At 72.8% G+C, this 20,585-nt stretch carries 11 protein-coding genes and 1 pseudogene; 5 read left to right on the top strand and 7 right to left on the bottom strand.

The features are described from left to right. Nucleotides 1-32: 32 nt before the first annotated feature. The gene (gene lon, locus AB0958_RS02090; protein ID WP_366888342.1) at nt 33-2,453 is read right to left on the bottom strand and encodes an endopeptidase La; all 2,421 of its coding nucleotides are present in this window, start codon (nt 2,451-2,453) and stop codon (nt 33-35) included. A 222-nt stretch (nt 2,454-2,675) separates the two neighbouring features. Here lon and AB0958_RS02085 point away from each other — a divergent pair. Next, nucleotides 2,676-2,909: pseudogene (locus AB0958_RS02085) on the top strand (GNAT family N-acetyltransferase); the annotation flags it as partial. A gap of 85 nt (nt 2,910-2,994) precedes the next feature. On the opposite strand, the gene AB0958_RS02080 reads toward AB0958_RS02085, so the two are convergent. Beyond that, nucleotides 2,995-3,804, bottom strand: a complete 810-nt coding sequence (locus AB0958_RS02080; protein ID WP_366888341.1) for a rhomboid-like protein — start codon at nt 3,802-3,804, stop codon at nt 2,995-2,997. Nucleotides 3,805-4,049: 245 nt separating this feature from the next. Between AB0958_RS02080 and AB0958_RS02075 the strand changes: the two genes are divergently transcribed. The 4 genes from AB0958_RS02075 (at nt 4,050) to AB0958_RS02060 (ending at nt 10,827) form a co-directional block, all read left to right on the top strand. Beyond that, on the top strand, nt 4,050-4,748 hold the full coding sequence (locus AB0958_RS02075; protein ID WP_366888340.1) for a spermidine synthase: 699 nt from the start codon (nt 4,050-4,052) through the stop codon (nt 4,746-4,748). A 110-nt stretch (nt 4,749-4,858) separates the two neighbouring features. Further along, on the top strand, nt 4,859-5,599 hold the full coding sequence (locus tag AB0958_RS02070) for a response regulator transcription factor (protein ID WP_132888824.1): 741 nt from the start codon (nt 4,859-4,861) through the stop codon (nt 5,597-5,599). Further along, a complete protein-coding gene (locus AB0958_RS02065; RefSeq protein WP_366888339.1) occupies nt 5,596-6,714 on the top strand; it encodes a HAMP domain-containing sensor histidine kinase in 1,119 nt (372 codons plus the stop codon). Before AB0958_RS02070 ends, AB0958_RS02065 begins: the two co-directional genes overlap by 4 nt. A gap of 285 nt (nt 6,715-6,999) precedes the next feature. Then, a complete protein-coding gene (locus tag AB0958_RS02060; RefSeq protein WP_366888338.1) occupies nt 7,000-10,827 on the top strand; it encodes a multifunctional oxoglutarate decarboxylase/oxoglutarate dehydrogenase thiamine pyrophosphate-binding subunit/dihydrolipoyllysine-residue succinyltransferase subunit in 3,828 nt (1,275 codons plus the stop codon). 84 nt (nt 10,828-10,911) lie between these two features. Here the strand turns inward: AB0958_RS02060 and fxsT are convergent, their stop codons facing one another. The 5 genes from fxsT to AB0958_RS02035 form a co-directional block, all read right to left on the bottom strand. After that, nucleotides 10,912-13,914: an FxSxx-COOH system tetratricopeptide repeat protein gene (gene fxsT, locus AB0958_RS02055; protein ID WP_366888337.1), complete on the bottom strand. Its 3,003-nt coding sequence runs from the start codon at nt 13,912-13,914 to the stop codon at nt 10,912-10,914. A 127-nt stretch (nt 13,915-14,041) separates the two neighbouring features. Then, nucleotides 14,042-15,589, bottom strand: coding sequence for an HEXXH motif-containing putative peptide modification protein (locus tag AB0958_RS02050; protein ID WP_366888360.1), 1,548 nt, complete (start codon nt 15,587-15,589; stop codon nt 14,042-14,044). Then, nucleotides 15,589-16,743: an FxsB family cyclophane-forming radical SAM/SPASM peptide maturase gene (locus AB0958_RS02045; protein WP_366888336.1), complete on the bottom strand. Its 1,155-nt coding sequence runs from the start codon at nt 16,741-16,743 to the stop codon at nt 15,589-15,591. The genes AB0958_RS02050 and AB0958_RS02045 overlap by 1 nt, the downstream gene beginning before the upstream one ends. 168 nt (nt 16,744-16,911) lie before the next feature. Then, a complete protein-coding gene (gene fxsA / locus AB0958_RS02040) occupies nt 16,912-17,091 on the bottom strand; it encodes an FxSxx-COOH cyclophane-containing RiPP peptide (RefSeq protein WP_366888335.1) in 180 nt (59 codons plus the stop codon). Nucleotides 17,092-17,121: 30 nt separating this feature from the next. After that, on the bottom strand, nt 17,122-20,415 hold the full coding sequence (locus AB0958_RS02035; protein WP_366888334.1) for an SAV_2336 N-terminal domain-related protein: 3,294 nt from the start codon (nt 20,413-20,415) through the stop codon (nt 17,122-17,124). Nucleotides 20,416-20,585: the final 170 nt, after the last annotated feature.

Here is a 20,585-nt window from a genome sequence, read left to right as displayed (position 1 = left end):
GACCCGGGCCCTGCCGTGCCCGGCACCGTCCGTCACGCCGCTGCCGGTACCTCCGACGTCGCCCCGCTGGTGGCGGGCGCGAGCGCCAGTTCCAGGACCTGCCGGACGTCGGTCACGGCGTGGACGTCGAGCTTGTCCAGCACCTCGGCCGGGACGTCGTCCAGGTCGGCCTCGTTGCGCTTCGGGATGATGACGGTCGTCACCCCGGCGCGGTGCGCGGCGAGCAGCTTCTGCTTCACACCGCCGATGGGCAGCACCCGGCCGGTCAGCGAGACCTCACCGGTCATCGCCACGTCCGTGCGGACCAGCCGCCCGGAGAGCAGCGACGCCAGCGCCGTGGTCATCGTGACGCCCGCGCTCGGGCCGTCCTTGGGGACCGCGCCCGCCGGGAAGTGGATGTGCACACCCCGGTCCTTCAGGTCGCCGACCGGGAGTTCCAGTTCGGCGCCGTGCGAGCGCAGGAAGGACAGGGCGATCTGCGCGCTCTCCTTCATCACGTCGCCCAGCTGGCCGGTGAGGGTCAGGCCCGCCGCGCCCGTCTCCGGGTCGGCCAGCGACGCCTCGACGAAGAGGACGTCGCCGCCCGCTCCGGTGACCGCGAGACCGGTGGCCACACCGGGGACCGCGGTCCGCCGCTCGGCCGGGTCCTGGGCGGACTCGGGCACGTGGTGCGGCCGGCCGATCAGGGCGCGCAGGTCCGCGTCCGTGATGGTGAACGGCAGCTCCCGGGCGCCGAGTTCGTGCTGGGCCGCGACCTTGCGCAGCAGCCGGGCGATCGACCGCTCCAGGGTGCGCACGCCCGCCTCCCGCGTGTACTCGCCGGCGAGCTTGCGCAGCGCGCTCTCGGCCAGGGTCACCTCGTCCGCGGCGAGCCCCGCCCGCTCCAGCTGGCGCGGCAGCAGGTGGTCACGGGCGATGACGACCTTCTCGTCCTCGGTGTAGCCGTCCAGGCGGACCAGCTCCATACGGTCGAGCAGGGCCTCCGGGATGGCCTCCAGGACGTTGGCGGTGGCCAGGAAGACCACGTCGGACAGGTCGAGTTCGACCTCCAGGTAGTGGTCGCGGAAGGTGTGGTTCTGCGCCGGGTCGAGGACTTCGAGCAGCGCCGCCGCCGGGTCGCCCCGGAAGTCGGAGCCGACCTTGTCGATCTCGTCGAGCAGGACGACCGGGTTCATCGAACCGGCCTCCTTGATCGCCCGCACGATCCGGCCGGGCAGGGCGCCGACGTACGTCCGCCGGTGACCGCGGATCTCGGCCTCGTCCCGCACACCGCCGAGGGCGACGCGGACGAACTTGCGGCCCATGGCGTGCGCGACCGATTCGCCGAGCGAGGTCTTGCCGACACCGGGCGGGCCCACGAGCGCCAGCACGGCGCCGCCACGGCGCCCGCCGATGACCCCGAGCCCCCGGTCGCTGCGGCGCTTGCGCACCGCCAGGTACTCGGTGATCCGCTCCTTCACGTCCTCCAGACCGGCGTGCTCGGCGTCCAGGACCGCCTTGGCGCCCCGGATGTCGTACGCGTCCTCGGTCCGCTCGTTCCACGGCAGTTCGAGGACGGTGTCCAGCCAGGTGCGGATCCACGACCCCTCGGGGGACTGGTCGCTGGACCGCTCCAGCTTGTCGACCTCCTTGAGGGCGGCCTCGCGGACCTTCTCCGGCAGGTCGGCGGCCTCCACGCGGGCGCGGTAGTCGTCGGACTCCTCGCCCTCCTTGGCGGAGTCCCCGTTCAGCTCGCGCAGTTCCTTGCGGACCGCCTCCAGCTGGCGGCGGAGCAGGAACTCGCGCTGCTGCTTGTCGACGCCCTCCTGGACGTCCTTGGCGATGGTCTCGGCCACGTCCTGCTCGGCCAGGTGGTCGCGCAGCTGCTGGGTGGCGAGCTTGAGCCGGGCGACGGCGTCGACCGTCTCCAGCAGTTCGATCTTCTGCTCGGTGGTCAGGAAGGGCGAGTAACCGGAGTTGTCGGCGAGCGCGGAGACGTCGTCGATGGCCTGCACCCGGTCCACGACCTGCCAGGCGCCGCGCTTGCGCAGCCAGGCGGTGGCGAGGGCCTTGTACTCCTTGACCAGTTCGGTGACGTGACCGGGCACCGGGTCCGGGACGTTCTCGTCGACGCGGGTGCCCTCCACCCACAGCGCGGCACCCGGGCCGGTGGTGCCGGCGCCGATGCGGACCCGGTGGCGGCCGCGGATCAGCGCGCCCGGGTCACCGTCGGCGAGCCGGCCGACCTGCTCCACGGTGCCGAGCACGCCGGTGCCCGGGTAGGTGCCGTCGATCCTCGGCACCAGCAGCACCCTGGGCTTGCCGGGCTCGGTACGGGCGGCGGCCTGCGCCGCTTCCACGGCGGCACGGACATCGGGGTCCTTGAGGTCCAGCGGGACCACCATCCCGGGCAGCACGACTTCGCCGTCGAGCGGCAGCACAGGGAGGGTGAGTGATGCGGACGTCGAAGCCATGATCTCCCCTTCGGCAGTGAACTTGAGCTATGCCGACTCAATGCTTGGGCATCGAGAAATGTTCCCGTGCATATGTTCGCTCTGAGCGATCACGTGGTGACCTGGCCGGAGCCGGTCGCACGGCCGGAAAAACAGTTGATCGGCGCGGGCGCATTCCCCGTACGGTCGGCCGGTGACGGACACCGACGGCACGGCGGCCCCGCTCGCCGCCACGACACCCAGATGCGCGCCGTCCGGCCCACCCCGGTGCCGGGCATCACGTACACGCACGACGGCCCGGTGCTCCGGGTGGTGGGCCGCCCCCGGGGCTTCGTGACCGGCCCCTCCGACTGGCGCGGGCTGCGCGGCACCGAGCCGGACGCGCTGATCGCCCGGCAGCGGGACTTCTTCGCGGCGCGCGGGGAGCCGGTGGAGTGGAAGGTGTGCGGCTACGACACCCCGGCCGACCTCACGGAGCCGAGGGAGCCCCGCCGCCGCTCGCCTCGCCTCGCCTGCGCCTCGGACCGGGACGGCACCGGCTCCCGTACCGGTGGCGGCGCTCCTACCGGTGGGGCCCCGGCTCCCGCTGCCAGCGCCGTACCGTCGGCCAGAGTGCCGTGCCGACGGCCAGCGCCAGCAGGTGGCCCCAGTTGGTCATCGGGTCATCGAAGTCGATGAGGTCGGACAGCAGGGTGCAGGCGACCAGGGCGAGCAGCGGCCAGCGCAGCCAGGGGCCGAGCAGACCGCAGAGCGCGCCGAGGCTCGCGGCGACGCCGAAGCTGATGCCGTAGTCGAGGCGGTGCAGGGAGGTGTCGGGGAGGTGGCCGACCAGCACCGCGAGGCCGACCGGCACCTCGGTGCCGAGGGTGGCCAGCACGTGGCCGGTGAGGAAGACGAGGATCGCGCGGGCGCCCCCGATCCGTCGTTCCAGCGCGGTCAGCGCGAGCACGAAGGCGAGGGCGTAGGGCGACAGCAGCCCGCCCGCGATCCACAGCGCGCTCGCCAGCAGGACGAAGACCGGGGTGCGCAGCAGATGCGCCACGTCGGTGCTGGAGTCCTGGTAGATCGTGTGCATCGGACCGGAGCCGACGTGACTCGCGAACAGCGAGGTGAGGGCGAGGATCGCCGTGTACCCGAAGGTGACGGGCGTGCCGGCGGGGGTGGGCAGCAGGCGCAGCGGGACGGCGGCGGGCCGCGGCACCGGCGGCAGCACCACCGCGGCCGGTCCGCGCTGCCGGGGCACGCCGTCCAGCAGAACGGCGACCTCGGTGCCCGGCAGCGGTTCGGGCGGGACAGCCGCGAGGGGCTGGGGCGAGGCAGCCGGAAGGGGCTCGTGCGGGGGCGTCGACTCGGCCCACGCGGTCCGTTCCACGGTGAGGGGCTCCTTCCGTTTCACCCCACCCTTCGCCGTCCCGCGAGCCGCTGTCTATGACCGAGGCCACGCGGCGAACGATTCTCAGGATTTTCTGAAGAACCGTGAGGGGACAGGAGGAACCCTATGAGCCGCATCCGGCCCCCCGCGGGTGCGAAGCGCCGTGCCGCCCCTCGAACGAGTGACTCCCGTGCGACCGACCGGCACCCGTAATTCGCATGGCCGCACAGCTCTGTTGGGGCAGGATGTCGGCCATGAGCACCGCAGCCTCCGAGTACGACGGCCGTCCTGTGGTCCTGGACCGGCGCGACGGCCCCTACGGCGAGGTGGTGCTGCGGCGGCACGGCGAGCTGCTTCAGATCATCGCCAACGGCTGCTTCCTGATGGACACCTCCGACGGCCGCTCGGAGCGGCTGCTGGTGGACGCCGCCCGGGCGGCGCTGGAGGGGCGGGCGGCGCCGGCGGTGCTGATCGGCGGCCTCGGCGTCGGGTTCTCGCTGGCGCACGCCGCGCGGGACCCGTACTGGGGGCGGATCACCGTGGTGGAGCGGGAGCCCGCGGTCGTCGACTGGCACCGGGACGGCCCGCTGTCCGCACTCTCCACGCGCGCCTTCGCCGATCCGCGCACGGTGATCGTCGAGGACGATCTGGTGGCGTACGTCAATGAGACATGCGACACGTTCGACGCGCTGTGCCTGGACATCGACAACGGACCCGGCTGGACCGTCGACATGGCCAACGAGGGCCTTTACTCACCGGCCGGACTGGCAAGCTGCGCACGGGTGTTGACACCGGGCGGGGTGCTCGCCGTCTGGTCGGCGCAACCCTCGGCGGAATTCGAAGAAACCTTGTGGAATGCCGGGTTCACGCAGGTGCGTACCGAAGAGATCCCGGTTGCCCGGGGCGTTCCGGACGTCGTCCACCTTGCCGTCCGCCCTGGATAGCGAGTGCGCCACCTGTCCCCGTAATGTGCATCCCTGACGCGGATCATTCAAGCGTCAATCGCAGTCATGGGATCACCCCACTGGTTCCGGAAAGCACACAGGGGCGGGCGATGGAGCAGACACACACCTCCCACAACGGCACGGCGACGGCGACTCAGGGCGCCCAGCGCCGTGTTCTGGTCGTCGAGGACGACCAGACGATCGTCGACGCCATCGCGGCCCGCCTGCGCGCCGAGGGATTCCTCGTGCAAACCGCGGGCGACGGCCCGGCCGCCGTCGACACGGCCGAGGCCTGGCAGCCAGACCTGCTGATCCTCGACATCATGCTGCCCGGCTTCGACGGTCTGGAGGTCTGCCGCCGGGTGCAGGCCGCCCGGCCGGTGCCGGTGCTGATGCTCACCGCGCGGGACGACGAGACCGACATGCTGGTCGGCCTCGGGGTCGGCGCCGACGACTACATGACCAAGCCGTTCTCCATGCGGGAGCTGGCGGCACGCGTGCACGTGCTGCTGCGGCGGGTGGAGCGGGCGGCCATCGCCGCCTCCACGCCCCGCTCCGGCATCCTGCGCCTCGGTGAACTGGAGATCGACCACGCGCAGCGCCGGGTACGGGTGCGCAGCGAGGACGTGCACCTCACGCCGACCGAGTTCGACCTGCTGGTGTGCCTGGCCAACACCCCGCGCGCGGTGCTCTCCCGTGAGCAGCTGCTCGCCGAGGTGTGGGACTGGGCGGACGCCTCGGGCACCCGGACGGTCGACAGCCACATCAAGGCGCTGCGCCGGAAGATCGGCGCCGAGCGGATCCGCACCGTGCACGGTGTGGGGTACGCGCTGGAGACCCCGACGCCATGAGCGGCGGGCCGGCCGGGCCAAGAGGCCACGGGGGATCAGGAGGTTCCCCGGGCCCCGGGGAACAGCCCTGGGGCGGGGTACGCCCGTTCTCGATCAAGACCAAGCTGGGCGCGCTGGTCGTCGTCTCGGTGCTGATCACCACGGGTCTGTCGATGATCGCGGTGTCCACCAAGACGGAGCTCCGCTTCATCACGGTCTTCTCGATGATCGCCACGCTGCTGATAACGCAGTTCGTGGCGCATTCGCTCACCGCGCCGCTGGACGACATGAACACGGTGGCCCGGTCGATCTCACAGGGCGACTACACGCGCCGGGTCCGCGAGAACCGGCGGGACGAGCTGGGCGACCTGGCCGAGACGATCAACGTCATGGCCGACGAGCTGGAGGCCCAGGACCGCCAGCGCAAAGAACTGGTCGCGAACGTCTCGCACGAGCTGCGCACGCCCATCGCGGGTCTGCGGGCCGTCCTGGAGAACGTCGTGGACGGGATCGCCGAGCCGGACACCGAGACCATGCGCACGGCCCTGAAACAGACGGAACGCCTCGGCCGCCTCGTGGAGACCCTGCTGGACCTCTCCCGCCTCGACAACGGCGTCGTGCCGCTGCGGCAGCGCCGCTTCGAGGTGTGGCCGTACCTGTCGGGGGTGCTCAAGGAGGCCAACATGGTCGCCGGGGCCCGCGGGCTGGCCTCGAACTCCGGCAGCCACACCCGTACCGACGTGCATCTGCACCTGGACGTGTCGCCGCCGGAGCTGACCGCCCACGCCGACCCGGAGCGCATCCACCAGGTCGTGGCGAACCTCATCGACAACGCGGTCAAGCACAGCCCACCGCACGGCCGGGTGACCGTGCGGGCGCGGCGCGGGCCGCAGCCGGAGTCGCTGGAGCTGGAGGTCCTCGACGAGGGCCCCGGCATTCCGCGCTCGGAGTGGCACCGCGTCTTCGAGCGCTTCAACCGGGGCGCCGTCCGGCGGCCGCACGGACCGGGCAGCGACGGCGGTACGGGGCTGGGGCTCGCGATCGCCCGCTGGGCGGTGGATCTGCACGGCGGCGGGATCCGCGTGGCCGAATCCGAACGTGGTTGCAGGATCATCGTCACACTTCCGGGGCTTTGATCCGTGCCAAGTTGACGTAAAGTGCGCACCGGAGTCTCAAGATCCACCTGTGGTCCGCGCGACCGTCGGGAACGAGGCGGTACCCGGCCCGGCGGAGCCATGCCCGGTTGAGCCCGGTCGCAGCGGAACCACGCTTGTTTCCCGCCATTTCAAGCCCTGAAACAAGTTTTCCGGTGTGACTTACGCGACGATGACCTTGCTCAGCCTGACCTTCCCGGCCAGGGAGGCGTAGCCTTTATTCCCGCTGTCCATAACCTTGTGAAGCGGAAGAGGGCGGTTGCCGCCGTGTCGCCACAGTCCCCCAGTAACTCGAGCATCTCGACCGACGCAGACCAAGCGGGCAAGAACCCCGCGGCCGCGTTCGGACCGAACGAGTGGCTCGTCGACGAGATCTATCAGCAGTACCTCCAGGACCCGAATTCGGTAGACCGAGCCTGGTGGGACTTCTTCGCCGACTACAAGCCCGGAGCGCCCGCCGCCCCGGCTCCGGCGGGTACCGCGGCCGCGGGGGCCGCGGGCACCACGACACCGGCGCCGGCCCAGCCGGCGGCTTCGGCGCCCGCGCAGCCCGCTCCCGCCGCCCAGGCGCCCGCAGCCGCGGCTCCTGCCGCGCCGGCCGCCCCCGCGGCGCCCAAGGCCGCCGCACCCGCCGCGGCCCCGGCCCCGGCTCCGGCGCCCGCGAAGCCCGCCGCCCCGGCCGCCGCCAAGCCGGCCGCCGCGAAGGCCGCGCCCGCCGCCGCGCCCGAGGGTCCCGAACTGGTCACCCTGCGTGGCCCCGCCGCGGCCGTCGCGAAGAACATGAACGCCTCGCTGGAGCTGCCGACGGCCACCTCGGTCCGCGCGGTCCCGGTGAAGCTGCTCTTCGACAACCGGATCGTCATCAACAACCACCTGAAGCGCGCCCGGGGCGGGAAGATCTCCTTCACGCACCTGATCGGCTTCGCGATGGTGCAGGCCATCAAGGCCATGCCGTCGATGAACTGGTCGTTCGGCGAGAAGGACGGCAAGCCGACCCTGGTCAAGCCGGCCCACGTCAACCTGGGCCTCGCCATCGACCTGGTGAAGCCCAACGGCGACCGCCAGCTCGTCGTCGCGGCCATCAAGAAGGCCGAGACGCTGAACTTCTTCGAGTTCTGGCAGGCCTACGAGGACATCGTCCGTCGCGCCCGCGACAACAAGCTGACGATGGACGACTTCACCGGTGTCACGGTCTCCCTGACCAACCCCGGCGGCCTCGGCACCGTCCACTCGGTCCCGCGCCTGATGCCCGGCCAGTCGGTCATCATGGGCGTCGGCTCCATGGACTACCCCGCGGAGTTCCAGGGCACCTCCCAGGACACCCTGAACAAGCTCGGCGTCTCGAAGGTCATGACGCTCACGTCGACCTACGACCACCGGGTCATCCAGGGCGCCGCCTCCGGCGAGTTCCTGCGCCAGGTCGCGAACCTCCTCCTCGGCGAGAACGGCTTCTACGACGACATCTTCGAGGCCCTGCGCATCCCCTACGAGCCGGTCCGCTGGCTGCGGGACATCGACGCCTCGCACGACGACGACGTCACCAAGGCCGCCCGCGTCTTCGAGCTGATCCACTCCTACCGGGTCCGCGGCCACGTCATGGCCGACACCGACCCGCTGGAGTACAAGCAGCGCAAGCACCCCGACCTGGACATCACCGAGCACGGCCTCACCCTGTGGGACCTGGAGCGCGACTTCGCGGTCGGCGGCTTCGCCGGCAAGTCGATGATGAAGCTGCGCGACATCCTCGGCGTGCTGCGCGACTCGTACTGCCGCACCACCGGCATCGAGTTCATGCACATCCAGGACCCCAAGCAGCGCAAGTGGATCCAGGACCGCGTGGAGCGCCCGCACTCCAAGATGGAGCGCGAGGAGCAGCTGCGCATCCTGCGCCGCCTGAACGCGGCCGAGGCGTTCGAGACCTTCCTGCAGACGAAGTACGTCGGCCAGAAGCGCTTCTCCCTGGAGGGCGGCGAGTCGGTCATCCCGCTGCTCGACGCGGTCCTGGACTCGGCCGCCGAGTCCCGCCTCGACGAGGTCGTCATCGGCATGGCCCACCGCGGCCGCCTGAACGTCCTCGCGAACATCGTCGGCAAGTCGTACGCGCAGATCTTCCGCGAGTTCGAGGGCAACCTCGACCCGAAGTCGATGCACGGCTCCGGCGACGTGAAGTACCACCTGGGCGCCCAGGGCACCTTCACCGGCCTGGACGGCGAGCAGATCACGGTCTCGCTGGCCGCGAACCCCTCCCACCTGGAGACGGTCGACCCGGTCATCGAGGGCATCGCCCGCGCCAAGCAGGACATCATCAACAAGGGCGGCACGGACTTCACGGTCCTGCCGGTCGCGCTGCACGGCGACGCGGCCTTCGCGGGCCAGGGCGTGGTGGCCGAGACCCTGAACATGTCGCAGCTGCGCGGCTACCGCACCGGCGGCACGGTCCACATCGTCATCAACAACCAGGTCGGCTTCACCGCGGCCCCGGAGTCCTCGCGCTCCTCCATGTACGCCACCGACGTGGCGCGCATGATCGAGGCCCCGATCTTCCACGTGAACGGCGACGACCCGGAGGCCGTGGTCCGCGTCGCGCGGCTCGCCTTCGAGTTCCGCCAGGCGTTCAACAAGGACGTGGTGATCGACCTCATCTGCTACCGCCGCCGCGGTCACAACGAGTCGGACAACCCGGCCTTCACCCAGCCGCTGATGTACGACCTGATCGACAAGAAGCGCTCGGTGCGCAAGCTCTACACCGAGTCCCTGATCGGTCGCGGCGACATCACCCTGGAAGAGGCCGAGCAGGCCCTCCAGGACTACCAGGGCCAGCTGGAGAAGGTCTTCACGGAGGTCCGTGAGGCCACCTCGCAGCCGACCGCCGGTGACGTCCGCGAGCCGCAGGACGGCTTCCCGGTCGCCGTGCCGACCGCGATCTCCGCGGAGGTCGTGAAGCGGATCGCCGAGTCCCAGGTCAACATCCCGGACCACTTCACCGTCCACCCGCGTCTGCTGCCCCAGCTGCAGCGCCGGGCGGCGATGATCGAGGACGGCACGATCGACTGGGGCATGGGCGAGACCCTGGCCATCGGCTCGCTGCTGATGGAGGGCACCCCGGTGCGCCTGTCCGGCCAGGACTCGCAGCGCGGCACCTTCGGCCAGCGCCACGCGGTCCTGATCGACCGCGAGACGGGCCTCGACTACACCCCGCTGCTCTACCTCTCCGAGGACCAGGCCCGCTACAACGTCTACAACTCGCTGCTCTCCGAGTACGCGGTGATGGGCTTCGAGTACGGCTACTCGCTGGCCCGTCCGGACGCGCTGGTGATGTGGGAGGCGCAGTTCGGTGACTTCACCAACGGCGCCCAGTCGGTCATCGACGAGTACATCTCGGCCGCCGAGCAGAAGTGGGGCCAGACGTCCGGCGTCACCCTGCTGCTCCCGCACGGCTACGAGGGCCAGGGCCCGGACCACTCCTCGGCCCGTATCGAGCGCTTCCTTCAGCTCTGCGCCCAGAACAACATGACGGTCGCGATGCCGACCCTCCCGTCGAACTACTTCCACCTCCTGCGGTGGCAGGTGCACAACCCGCACCACAAGCCGCTGGTCGTCTTCACCCCGAAGTCGATGCTGCGCCTCAAGGCGGCGGCCTCGAAGGCGGAGGAGTTCACGAGCGGGCAGTTCCGCCCGGTCATCGGCGACGCCTCGGTGGACGCGAACGCGGTCCGCAAGGTCGTCTTCTGCACCGGCAAGGTCTACTACGACCTGGAGGCCGAGCGGGAGAAGCGCGGTGTCACGGACACGGCGATCATCCGGCTGGAGCGCCTGTACCCGCTGCCGGGTGCCGAGCTCCAGGCCGAGGTCAACAAGTACCCGAACGCCGCGAAGTACCTGTGGGTCCAGGAGGAGCCGGCGAACCAGGGTGCCTGGCCGTTCATCGCCCTCAACCTGATCGACCACCTGGACCTGGCGGTCGGCGCGGACGTCCCGGCCGGCGAGCGCCTGCGGCGCATCTCCCGCCCGCACAGCTCCTCCCCGGCCGTCGGTTCCGCGAAGCGGCACCAGGCGGAGCAGGAGCAGCTGGTCCGCGAGGTGTTCGAGGCGTGAGCCTCCGGCAGGCGTAGCCTGCGGCAGCGCACCACGAAGGGCCCGGTCCCCGTCACGGGGGCCGGGCCCTTCGGCGTCCGGGGGTCAGCTCGCCTGGGGTTCGAAGTCCCAGTACGGGCGGTTGCGGGCGCGGGCGGAGATGGTGTGGACGTGCTGCCTGCCCAGGGTGGCCTCCAGGTCGGACAGCGCCTCCTGCTCGACCTTCTCGGCCTGCTGCCGGGAACGCAGCCCGCGCAGGTCGGCCGCGTACGCGACGCGGGCGGAGAGCGTGAGGGGGTGGGTGCGGCCGAGGGTCTCGGTGGCCCGGGCGACGGTGGTCCTGCTCAGCTCCGCCGCGGACTCCGTCTCCCCGATGAGGTTGCGCAGCGCGGAGGCGTTGATGGCACAGCCGAGCGTGTACGGGTGGTACTCGCCGACGGCACCGGTCATGCCGGCCAGCGCCTGCTCGATCAGGACGTGGGCGGCCTCGCGTTCACCGACGTTGCGCAGGACCAGTGCCTGGTTCGCCCGGGCGCCGACGGTGAACGGGTGCCCCTCCGCGAGGAGTTGCTCGTAGCGGGCCAGGATGGACTCACTGGTCTCGCGGGCCAGGTCGATGTCGCCGTGCTCACGGTTGAAACAACTGTGGCTGACGGCGGCGGACAGCGTACGCAGGTGGTTCTCGCCGAGTTTCCGCTCGTACCCGTCCAGCACCTGGGTGAGGAGCGCCCCGGCCGAGGTGCGGTCCCCGGTCCGCAACTGGCAGAGCGCCAGGTTGAGCTGGGCCCGCAGCGCGTCCGGACTGCCCAGGCCGCCGACGTGGCTGTACTCGCGGACGGTCCGCAGGTTGTTCGACTCGGCCTCCGCGTAGCGGCCCAGCAGCCTGAGGTCGATGGAGAAGGACACCTCGGAGAACAGGGTCATGAGGTGGCGGCCCGTCAGCACCAGGCGGCGGGTCTCCAGGGTCTGCCGGTCGGCCTCCATGGCCTCCTCGTAGCGGCCCATGAGCCGCAGCGTGTACCCCTTGTTGTTCAGGGCGTTGAGGGTGCGGGAGTCCTGCTCGCCGAGGAGTTCCCGGTAGGCCGGGTACAGCCAGTCGTCCAGTTCGAGGGCCTCCTCGTAGCGGGCCAGTTCACGCAGGTCGGCCCCCAGCCCGTTGGCCGCCCGGAGGTACTCCAGGGACCGCTCGCCGCCCCGGCGCAGGTGCTCCATGGCTTCCCGGTCGATCGCCTCGGTGTCCTCGAACCGGCCCGCTGAGCGCAGCAGGTTGGCGTAGTGGTGCGTGGCCTCCCACACCCGCGTGTCCGACTCGCCCAGCAGCTCGCGCCAGGCGTTCACGGTCCGCCTGCCGAGTTTCCAGCCCGAGGTGTACTCCCCCGCCCACCACATGTACCGCAGGCAGTTGAGAACCAGGTTCTGCACCTTGCGGTCCGTGCTGTTGAGGACGTCGGCGTACTTCAGGTGCGGTACGAGTTCCGCGTACGCCTCCCAGTTGCGGGTGTCGGTCGGACGGCCGGGGTCGGCCTCGGCCAGCGCGCGGCGCACGACGTCGATGAACTCCCGCCGGCTCGCCTCCGGCATGTCCTTGCCGACGATCTGGTGCACCATCCGGTGGAGGTACACCGCTTCACCGGGAGAGGGGATCTCCTCCGAGCCGGCCTCGTGGGACTCCAGCCGGACCACGGAGTACTGCCGCAGCTGGTTGATCGCCTTGTTCCACAGCAGCGGGTCGTCGAACAGCCTGGTCAGCTGCTCCGGGAGGTCTTCGGTGGACATCTCCCGCAACAGGCGCACCGGGATGAAGCCCGGCGCGAAGAAGGTGCACAGGCGCAGCAGGTCGACCGACTCGGGAACGGTCTCGCGGAGCTTGTTCAGCAGTATCGCCCACGCGGTCTGGAAGGCCAGCGGGAAGTCCGCCGACACCTTGACGACGTCCGGGTCGACGCCGTCCTCCAGCAGGGCGATGTAGTCCTCCACAGAGAGGTCCGAGTCGTTGAGCCAGCCCGCCGTCTGGTCCAGCAGCAGGGGCAGGTCCTCCAGCGCCTCGGCGAGCTGGTCGGCCTCCTGCTCGGTCAGCCTCGGCGCGCGGCGCCTGACGAAGGCGACCGACTCGTCACGGTCGTAGACGTTCACCTCCAGCAGCTTGCTGTTGTGCTCGCTCCACTCCGGGTTGCGGGAGGTGATGATCACGTGGCCCGGGCCGGTCGGGACCAGGTCCCAGATCTGTTCGGGCTCGTCGGCGCCGTCCAGGATCAGCAGCCAGCGGGAGTACGGGCTGCCCCGGCGCAGCGCGTCGCGGACCGCGCGCAGGCGTTCGCCGTACTCGTCGCCCGTGGCGAGACCGAGTTTGGTGGAGAGTTCCGCGAGGACGCGGCGGTAGGTGACCCGGCTCTCCGCGTTGACCCACCACACCACGTCGTACTCGGAGCCGAAGCGGTAGACGTACTCGGCGGCCAGCTGGGTCTTGCCCACCCCGGGCATGCCGTGCAGCGTGATCACGCCCGCGCCCGGTTCGCTGCCCTGGAGGAGGTGGTACGCCTCGTTCAGCACCGGTTCCCGGCCCGTGAAACGCGTGTTGCGGCGCGGTACCCCGCCCCACACCTCCGGCATCGCGGCCGGGAAGCGCGGGCCGCGGGAGCCCTCCGCGGACGGGCGGGCCTCGGCGGGCAGGTCGAGCCGGTCCAGCAGGCGGCGTTCCGCCTCGTCGGCGCCCATGTTGGTCAGGTCGACCGGCGCCAGTACGGCGATGGCGGAGGGCACCTGGGTACTGGTCACGGACACCGCGGCGAACTTGGCGGGGTCCGGCGCGACCACCTCGCGCAGCGCCGCGTTCCACTCCTCGAAGGTCCGCGGGCCGAGCTGGAAGTACCGTTCACTGACCAGGATCAGGACCCGGCCCTCGGCGAGCGAGAGCCCGCGCAGCAGGTCCACCAGGGTCTCCTCGGCCGGGGAGTCCCAGCGCACGTAGACGACCCGGACCCCGCGCCGCTCCAGCCTGTCCCCGATCCACGCCGCCCAGGCCCGGTTGAACCCGGCGAAGCTGATCGTGACGGTCTGCCTCGCGGCCCCCCTCCCGGTCGGCCTGACCGGCGTACGAGTTTCAGACATGCGACGGCCTCCACGCGTAGACATAAAATCCTAGAACCTCGGTGCGGCTCTGGGGAGTCGGGCGACCTCGGAACCGAATACCTCAGCCTGTCGATCTTTGCGCAGCGGGGCCTGAGAAGTCGTCATTTCAGCGCGATTCCCCACGGGGCTGACGCTGTGTCCACAGCGCGCGGACCGCCTTCACGTACGCCTGCGCGCGCGCCGTGTGCCCCGAGGGCGCCGGATGCGCGGCGAGCCGTTCGTGGGTGGCTGCCATCTCGTCCACGAACCGCCGGCCCACCGGCGTCAGGTCGGGCGAGGCGACCAGCGCCGGCAGCGCCGCCCCCACCTGGGCGTGGTAGCGCGCGTACTGCGCCCACGCGGACTCGCTGTGCGCCGGTTCCCCGCCGAGCGCCCGGCGCTGGAAGAAGTCCGCGAGGGCGAGGTGCGAGTAGGCGCCCTGGAAGAGCCCGTCGTACGGCCGCGGGTCCGGGCGCCAGGGGGCGAAGTAGCGGGCCGCCGGTCCCGCCCGGTGCAGCTCGACCAGTTCGCTGAGCGCCGCCAGTTTGGTGTGCTGGAACTCGTGGACGAGGGTCGCCGCGAAGGCGGCCGGGGTGGCGGGGAGGCTGCTGAGCAGCGCCCCGAACGCCTCACGCCGGGTCCCGCTGCAACTGCCCCGGCCCGCCGAGCCCGGTGGCATCTCCAGCGGGACCAGGCACCGCAGCAGGGCCAGCGCCTCGGTCAGCCGTCCCTCGCCGCCCGTTCGCAGGGCGGCGGCCGTGCCGGTCCAGCTCTGGAGCCACCGCTTGCGTTCGGCGTCGTCCGGGGCGGCCGGGCCGCTGAGGGCGTACTGGTCGGGTTCGCGGGGCGGGACGCGGTAGGGGTCGAGGTCGTCCAGGGGGACGGGGGCGGCGCCGGGGACCAGGCCGGGGAGCGCGTACGCCGAGGTCCAGGCGAGGGAGCCGGACCAGGCGCCGCTGCCGTGCTCCAGGAAGACGGACGTCCGGTCGAGCGTCAGCCGGCCCTGGCCGTACGCCACCCGGACCCGGGGGCCGGCCGTCCGCAGGGCACCCAGCGAGGGCAGTACCAGCAGCCCGTCGCGGGCCGTCAGTTCCGTGGTGAAGCCGATCCCGGCGCGGGCCGCGGCGACCGCCGCCACGGCACTGAAGTAGTCCAGATCGCAGGCGAGTTCACGCCGCCGCTCGTCGGCGGGGACCCTGCCGCGCGGATCGAGCGCGGCCAGACACCGCCGGGCCCAGGGCCCGAGCAACGGATGACAGAGTCTGACCCGAGCCGCCGAGCCGGCCACACCGGCCGCCCCGAGCACACCACCGCCCCACCCTCGCGCCCCGGAGCCGGCGGCCCTGGGCGGAGGGCCGGGGACACCGGCCCCCGTCACGGGTCCCGGTGCGGCAGCCCTCGCCCGAGACTCGGAGACAGCGGCTCCCGTCGGGGGCACGGGTGCGGGGGTGGTGGCGCGGTCCGCCTCGGTCAGGAGGGTCCAGTCGGCCCGTAGGCGCGCCTTCGCCGCCGGTGGGCACAGGGCGGGGTCCGCCGCCTGTACCGCGTCGAGTACCGCACGCAGCAGGAGCAGCCGCCGGGTGTCCTGGTCCCGGATCAGCAGGGCGAGCGTGTCGGCGCCGCCCTCCGTGCGCCCGAGTTCGGCGAGGGCCGGTTCCGGGACCTCCGGAAACATCACGGGGTGCCCCCTTCGCGAGAGGCCGGGGCGGGCACCGCGTCCACGGTGAGCCGGCCGGACACGTGTCGGATGAGACGCTGCAGGTCGGCGCAGTACACCGAGGGGTTGCGGAAGCCGTGTCCGGCCCGGTAGCGGTGGGCGTAGTGCCCGCCGCCGCACACGGACAGCAGCGGACAGGCCCGGCAGTCGCCGGCGAGGGCCGCCGCGCCCGTCTGCCGGGCGGCGACCCCCGGGTGGCGTGCCGCGTCGTCGAAGGTGTGCCGGAAGACGTCCAGGCCGGTCCGGGCGGCGCCCTCGTACGCCGACTTCAGCGAGTCGACCTGCTCGATCGACCCGTCGGTCTCCACCACGAGCGCGTCGAAGGGGGCCAGCCCCAGGGACTCGGTCGCCGCGGGCAGGCCGAGCAGCAGGGCGAGGCACTCCTCGAACAGCCGGACCCGGGTCTCCCGGCGCCCCGCGGACCACCAGCGGTCGAAGACGGCGCAGAGCCAGTCGCCGTACCGGACGTCCCCCCAGTGCGGCGGCGGCGCCGACCAGTTGCCGTGCGGCAGGAGCAGGTCCAGGGCGGGCGGCCGGAGTTCGAGGAGGGAGTCGTACGTCTCCACCGGGTCGAGAGTGGGGTCGACGACGGTCAGGACGCCCGCGTACGACGCCGGGAAGCGTTCGGCGACCAGGCGGGCCCCGCGGGCCGCGGCGGGCCAGGACGGCCGGCCGGCGTGGTCGACGCGGCGCGCGTTGTGCTCGGCGCGGCCGCCGTCGAGGCTGATGCCGATCCGGATGCCGTGCCGGGCCAGGACGGTGAGGCGGTCCTCGGTGAGGAGGGTGGCGTTGGTCTGGACGGTGGGGAGGACCGCGCAGCCGGCGGGCAGCCGCGTGCGGACGGCCTCGGTGAAGCGGGCGAGGGTGCCGGCGCCCGCCAGCAGCGGCTCGCCGCCGTGCAGGACCAGGGAGACCGCGGTCAGGCCGTGGGCGCGGGCGTGTTCGGCGATGCGGTCGGCGGTGCGCTCCAGGACGGCGGGCGCGGCGGCGGCGGGGCGGGTGCGCCAGGTGCGGTCCGGGCCCTCGTAGAGGTAGCAGTAGGTGCAGGCCAGGTTGCAGCGGCCGTGCACCTTGACGATGAACTGGCGGAAGGGGTGACCGGTCGTGGACACTCCAGCACCCCCATGCCGTACGCCTTTCCCGCCGTATCAGGCCGCTTTCCCGGTCGGAGACCGGACGCAAACCCGTTGCGATCGAAATCGCCTTTTTCTGATTACATTTGACCGAACGCGACCGACCGGTACTGCGGCAGATGCCTCACAACCAGCGCAAGGTCCGCTTCACATCGCGTTGTTGAAGCCCCAGAGCATCTCGCTGGGCCGTGCCGTCCGCTCCCGCAGGGCGTCCAGCACCTCGCGCAGGACCGGATGCTCGACCGTTCGCAGTTCCTCCAGGTCCAGCCCGAGCAGATCCGGCAACGGCTCACCGGCCGCCGGCGACGTCTCGTCCCGTTCGCTCATGTCCCCGTCCCCTCCACTTGGTTACGCGTTTCAGTCCAGCTCGGCCAGCCGCTCGGCGGTGTCCCGAGCCGTCGGTGCCCCCGTGGCCAGCGTGCCCTCCGGCAGCCGTGCCCATTCCGTGCGGGCGGCGCGGTAGGCCTCACGGGCGGCCCGTGGGCGCGCGGCCGCCTCGTAGGACATACCCCGCCAGTGGTGGGCCTGAGCCCCCAGCACCACCGCTTCCTGACGGCCCCGCTCGGTCAGGGCCGCGGCCTCCGCCTCCCGGGCCGACTCGGCGGCGAGCCGGAACGCGTCCACGGCCTCGTCGAGCCGGGCCGGACGGCCGAGGCTGCGGTAGGCCTCGTACTGCGTCTGTCCCAGGTCGAGCCGGCAGCGGGCGGCCAGCAGCGGATCGTCCGCGGCGGCCGCCGCGTGCGCCGCGAGCCCGAAGAGGTGTTCCGCCTCCCGCAGGTCCACCCGGTCGCCGCGCTGCCGGTAGCGCAGGATCAGGCCGCGGCCCAGCAGCAGCAGCCGGTGCCCGGTGTCGCGGTGGCCGGCCGGGGTCTCCCGACGGCAGTCCCGCAGGACCCGGATCGCCTGGGACAACGGCGCCCACGCCCGGTCGCCGCCCTCCGAGGCCGCCCGGCGCAGCAGGGCCTCGCCCCACTCGGCCAGGACCTGGGAGTAGCCGGGGTCGTCCCGTGGCATGTCCGCCGCCGCGCTCGCGAACGCGTCCGCCGCCTCCCGGAGTTCCCGCGCATCGCCGGTCTCGGCGTGGCGGGCGACCCGGATGCGTCCGGCCCGCAGGTGCAGGGCGGCCCGCTGACCGCGCCTGCGGGTGACCGCGAGGCTCTCGTCGACCCGGTCCTGGGCCTCGTCGAGGGCGCCGCCCGCGCGCAGCAGGGCGTCCACCAGGTCCAGCCGCACCCGGACCCGGTCCGGGGCCCCGGGGGCGGACTCCAGGGCGTCGCGCAGCGAACGGGAGGCCTGCTCGGCGTAGCCGCGGGCCTGTTCGGGGTCGGAGGTGGCGTCGGACAGGCGCAGCAGGACCCGGCCGTGGGCCAGCGGCAGTTCGGGCGGCCGGTGCCTGCGGTCCGGCCAGGCGTCGGCGAACGCCTCCAGCATGCCGACCGCGCCCTGGAGCAGTGCGCTGTCCCCGCCCAGCCGCCACTGCGCCTCCAGCGCGCCGACCCGTTCCAGGGTCAGCCGCAGCGCCTCCTGCTGGTCGAGGTCGGGGGCGCCGCAGGCCACCGCGTACTCCCGGTCGGCGCGGCGCAGCAGGTCGAGGGCGCCGGCCCGGTCGCCGCGGCGCCTGCGGTCGGTGGCGGCGGCGCCCAGCACCCGGGCCAGGACCGCGCGTTCGCGGCGCGCGTGCGGATGCGCCACGGCCCGCTCCGCGGCCTCCTCGGCCTCGCGCAGCAGGTCGGCGCCGCCCTGCACCTCCCACAGCCGCAGGGTGCAGACGGCGTACTGCGCCCACAGCTCCGGGTCCGCCCCCGGCGGTTCCTCGTGCTCGGTGGCGCCGCGCAGCAGCTGCACGGCGTCGATGAGGTCCTGCACCATGCCCTCGGTGTCGAACCGGACGAGCAGCGCGCGGGCCCGGCCGACGGCCTGGTGCGTGGGGCGTTCTCCCGGTCGTACGGCGGTGTCGCGGCCACCGAAGAGGCGGAACTGCTCGGGCAGCGGCATGAAGCGTTCGAGCACCCGGGCGGCGACCTCCGCGAAGGGCTGCGGGACCGGGGTGGCGTCCCCGTGGTCGCCGTTGCGGGCCGGGTAGCCGGTGGCCGGCGGGGGGTACGGGCGTCCGGAGCCGCCGTCGCCGAGCTGGGCGAGGGCGAGGGCCGGGAAGTTGGGGCCGCCCTTGCCGAAGCGCTGCTCGATGTACTCGGAACAGTGCTTGAGGACGAGCAGTGCCTCGTCGCGGCCGAGGGTGGACAGCAGCGCCTCCTGCACCTCGGGCTCCGTCTCGTACCACTGGGTGCCGTCCGGGCCGTGGTCCTCGCGGGCGCGGGTGACCAGGCCGCCGAGCAGCACCTCGGCGAGTTCGGAGGGGCCGGAGTCGGGCAGCATGGTGCGCTGGACGAGCTGCATCACCGGCAGGCAGAGCGGGGCCGCGGCCAGGTAGACGGCGAGGCGCCCGGCGCTCGGGGAGGCCGTCGACCGGAACCTGCTGACCCGTTCGATCGCGGACAGGGCGCGCCCGGGACGGGTCGACGGGGCGGGCGGCTGGTCCGCGCGCACCCAGCCGACCGCGCCCGCCACCGGCCCGGCGCCGATCCCGGCGAGGAGCCTCGCCCACGCCCCGAGCGCCACCGGCTCGGGCGGCAGCACCGGCACGGGTACGGCACCCCGGGGACCGGTCGCGGCGCTCCCGGCCGGGGTGCGCACCCGGAGCGCGGTGGCGCCGCCCAGCGTCTCGCCGCGGCTCAGCTCGCCGTAGGTGACCGGGAGCCGGGTGCGGCTCCACATCCGCTGCGGCAGCGGCTGGAGCACGGCGACCGGGGCCTGCCGGGACAGGTGGTGCAGCAGCCGGTGGGCGCGGCCGCTGCGCCACAGCGGGCCGGCGCAGTCGCTGACCAGGACGGTGATACGGCGGCCCGTCGGGTCGCTGAGCCGGTCGGCGGTGTGCAGCGGGGCGGCGTGCACGTCGGCGCTGCGGCCGACCGCGGCCTCGCCGTCGGGGCCGGTGTGCAGGTGGGTGATCTGGATGTCGGCGAAGGCGCCCAACTGACCGAACACTTGCCCCAGTTCGGCGAACATGCGGTCCCAGACCCGCATCGACGGCGAGGCCTCCAGGACCAGTTGGAGCCGGGCGTCACCCCGGGTCACCGCGCGGTACACGGGCAGGATCAGGCCGCCCGCACGGGCGGCCTGTTCGGCGGTCCCCGTCTCGTCCAGCTCGGTGCGCAGCGGCGGAGCGGCACTGCGGTAGGCCTGCAACGGCCTTAAAGCGCGCTGGAGTTCGAGTGGCGCGGGCAGCGCGGGCGCCGCCGGCACGCCGACCGGCAGCCCGGCGATCCGCCCGACGGCCGCGCCGTGCGGGATGCCGTGCTGCTGCGGCAGCGGGTACAGCGCCGCCCGGCGCTCGGCCCCGCCCTCCCCGGCGACGGCCGACGGCGGTCGGACCGGCCGGTCCCCGCCCCCCGAGGACGGAACGTCCCCCGGCGGCGCCTTCGGCGGTACGACGGCCCCCACGGCCGGTCCCGGCCCGGCACCGGAACCCGGCGCACCGTCGGCCGCCTCGCTCCCGGACCGCGCGTACCGGGCCAGCCACAGGGCATCGCTCAGTCCCTCGGCGTCCGGATCGAGCCCGACCTCCCGCAACCGCCGCACGAACTCGGCCAACGGTTCACCGTCGCCCTCGCCCCCGAGGCCAGGTCCCGGCTCGACCGGGGCCTGCCCCGAGCCGTCCGCCCCGACCTGCCCTGACCCAGCCGGAACTCCGTCCGGGACGGAGGATGCGCGGTCCTGGGCGGGAGAGGTCCGACCGGGGGCGGACCCGACACGGTCCGGGG

Source organism: Streptomyces sp. NPDC006655 (assembly GCF_040703965.1).
Lineage (GTDB): Bacteria > Actinomycetota > Actinomycetes > Streptomycetales > Streptomycetaceae > Streptomyces.
The sequence above is the reverse complement of the archived record's forward strand: the minus strand, read 5'-3'. Positions and strand labels throughout refer to the sequence as shown.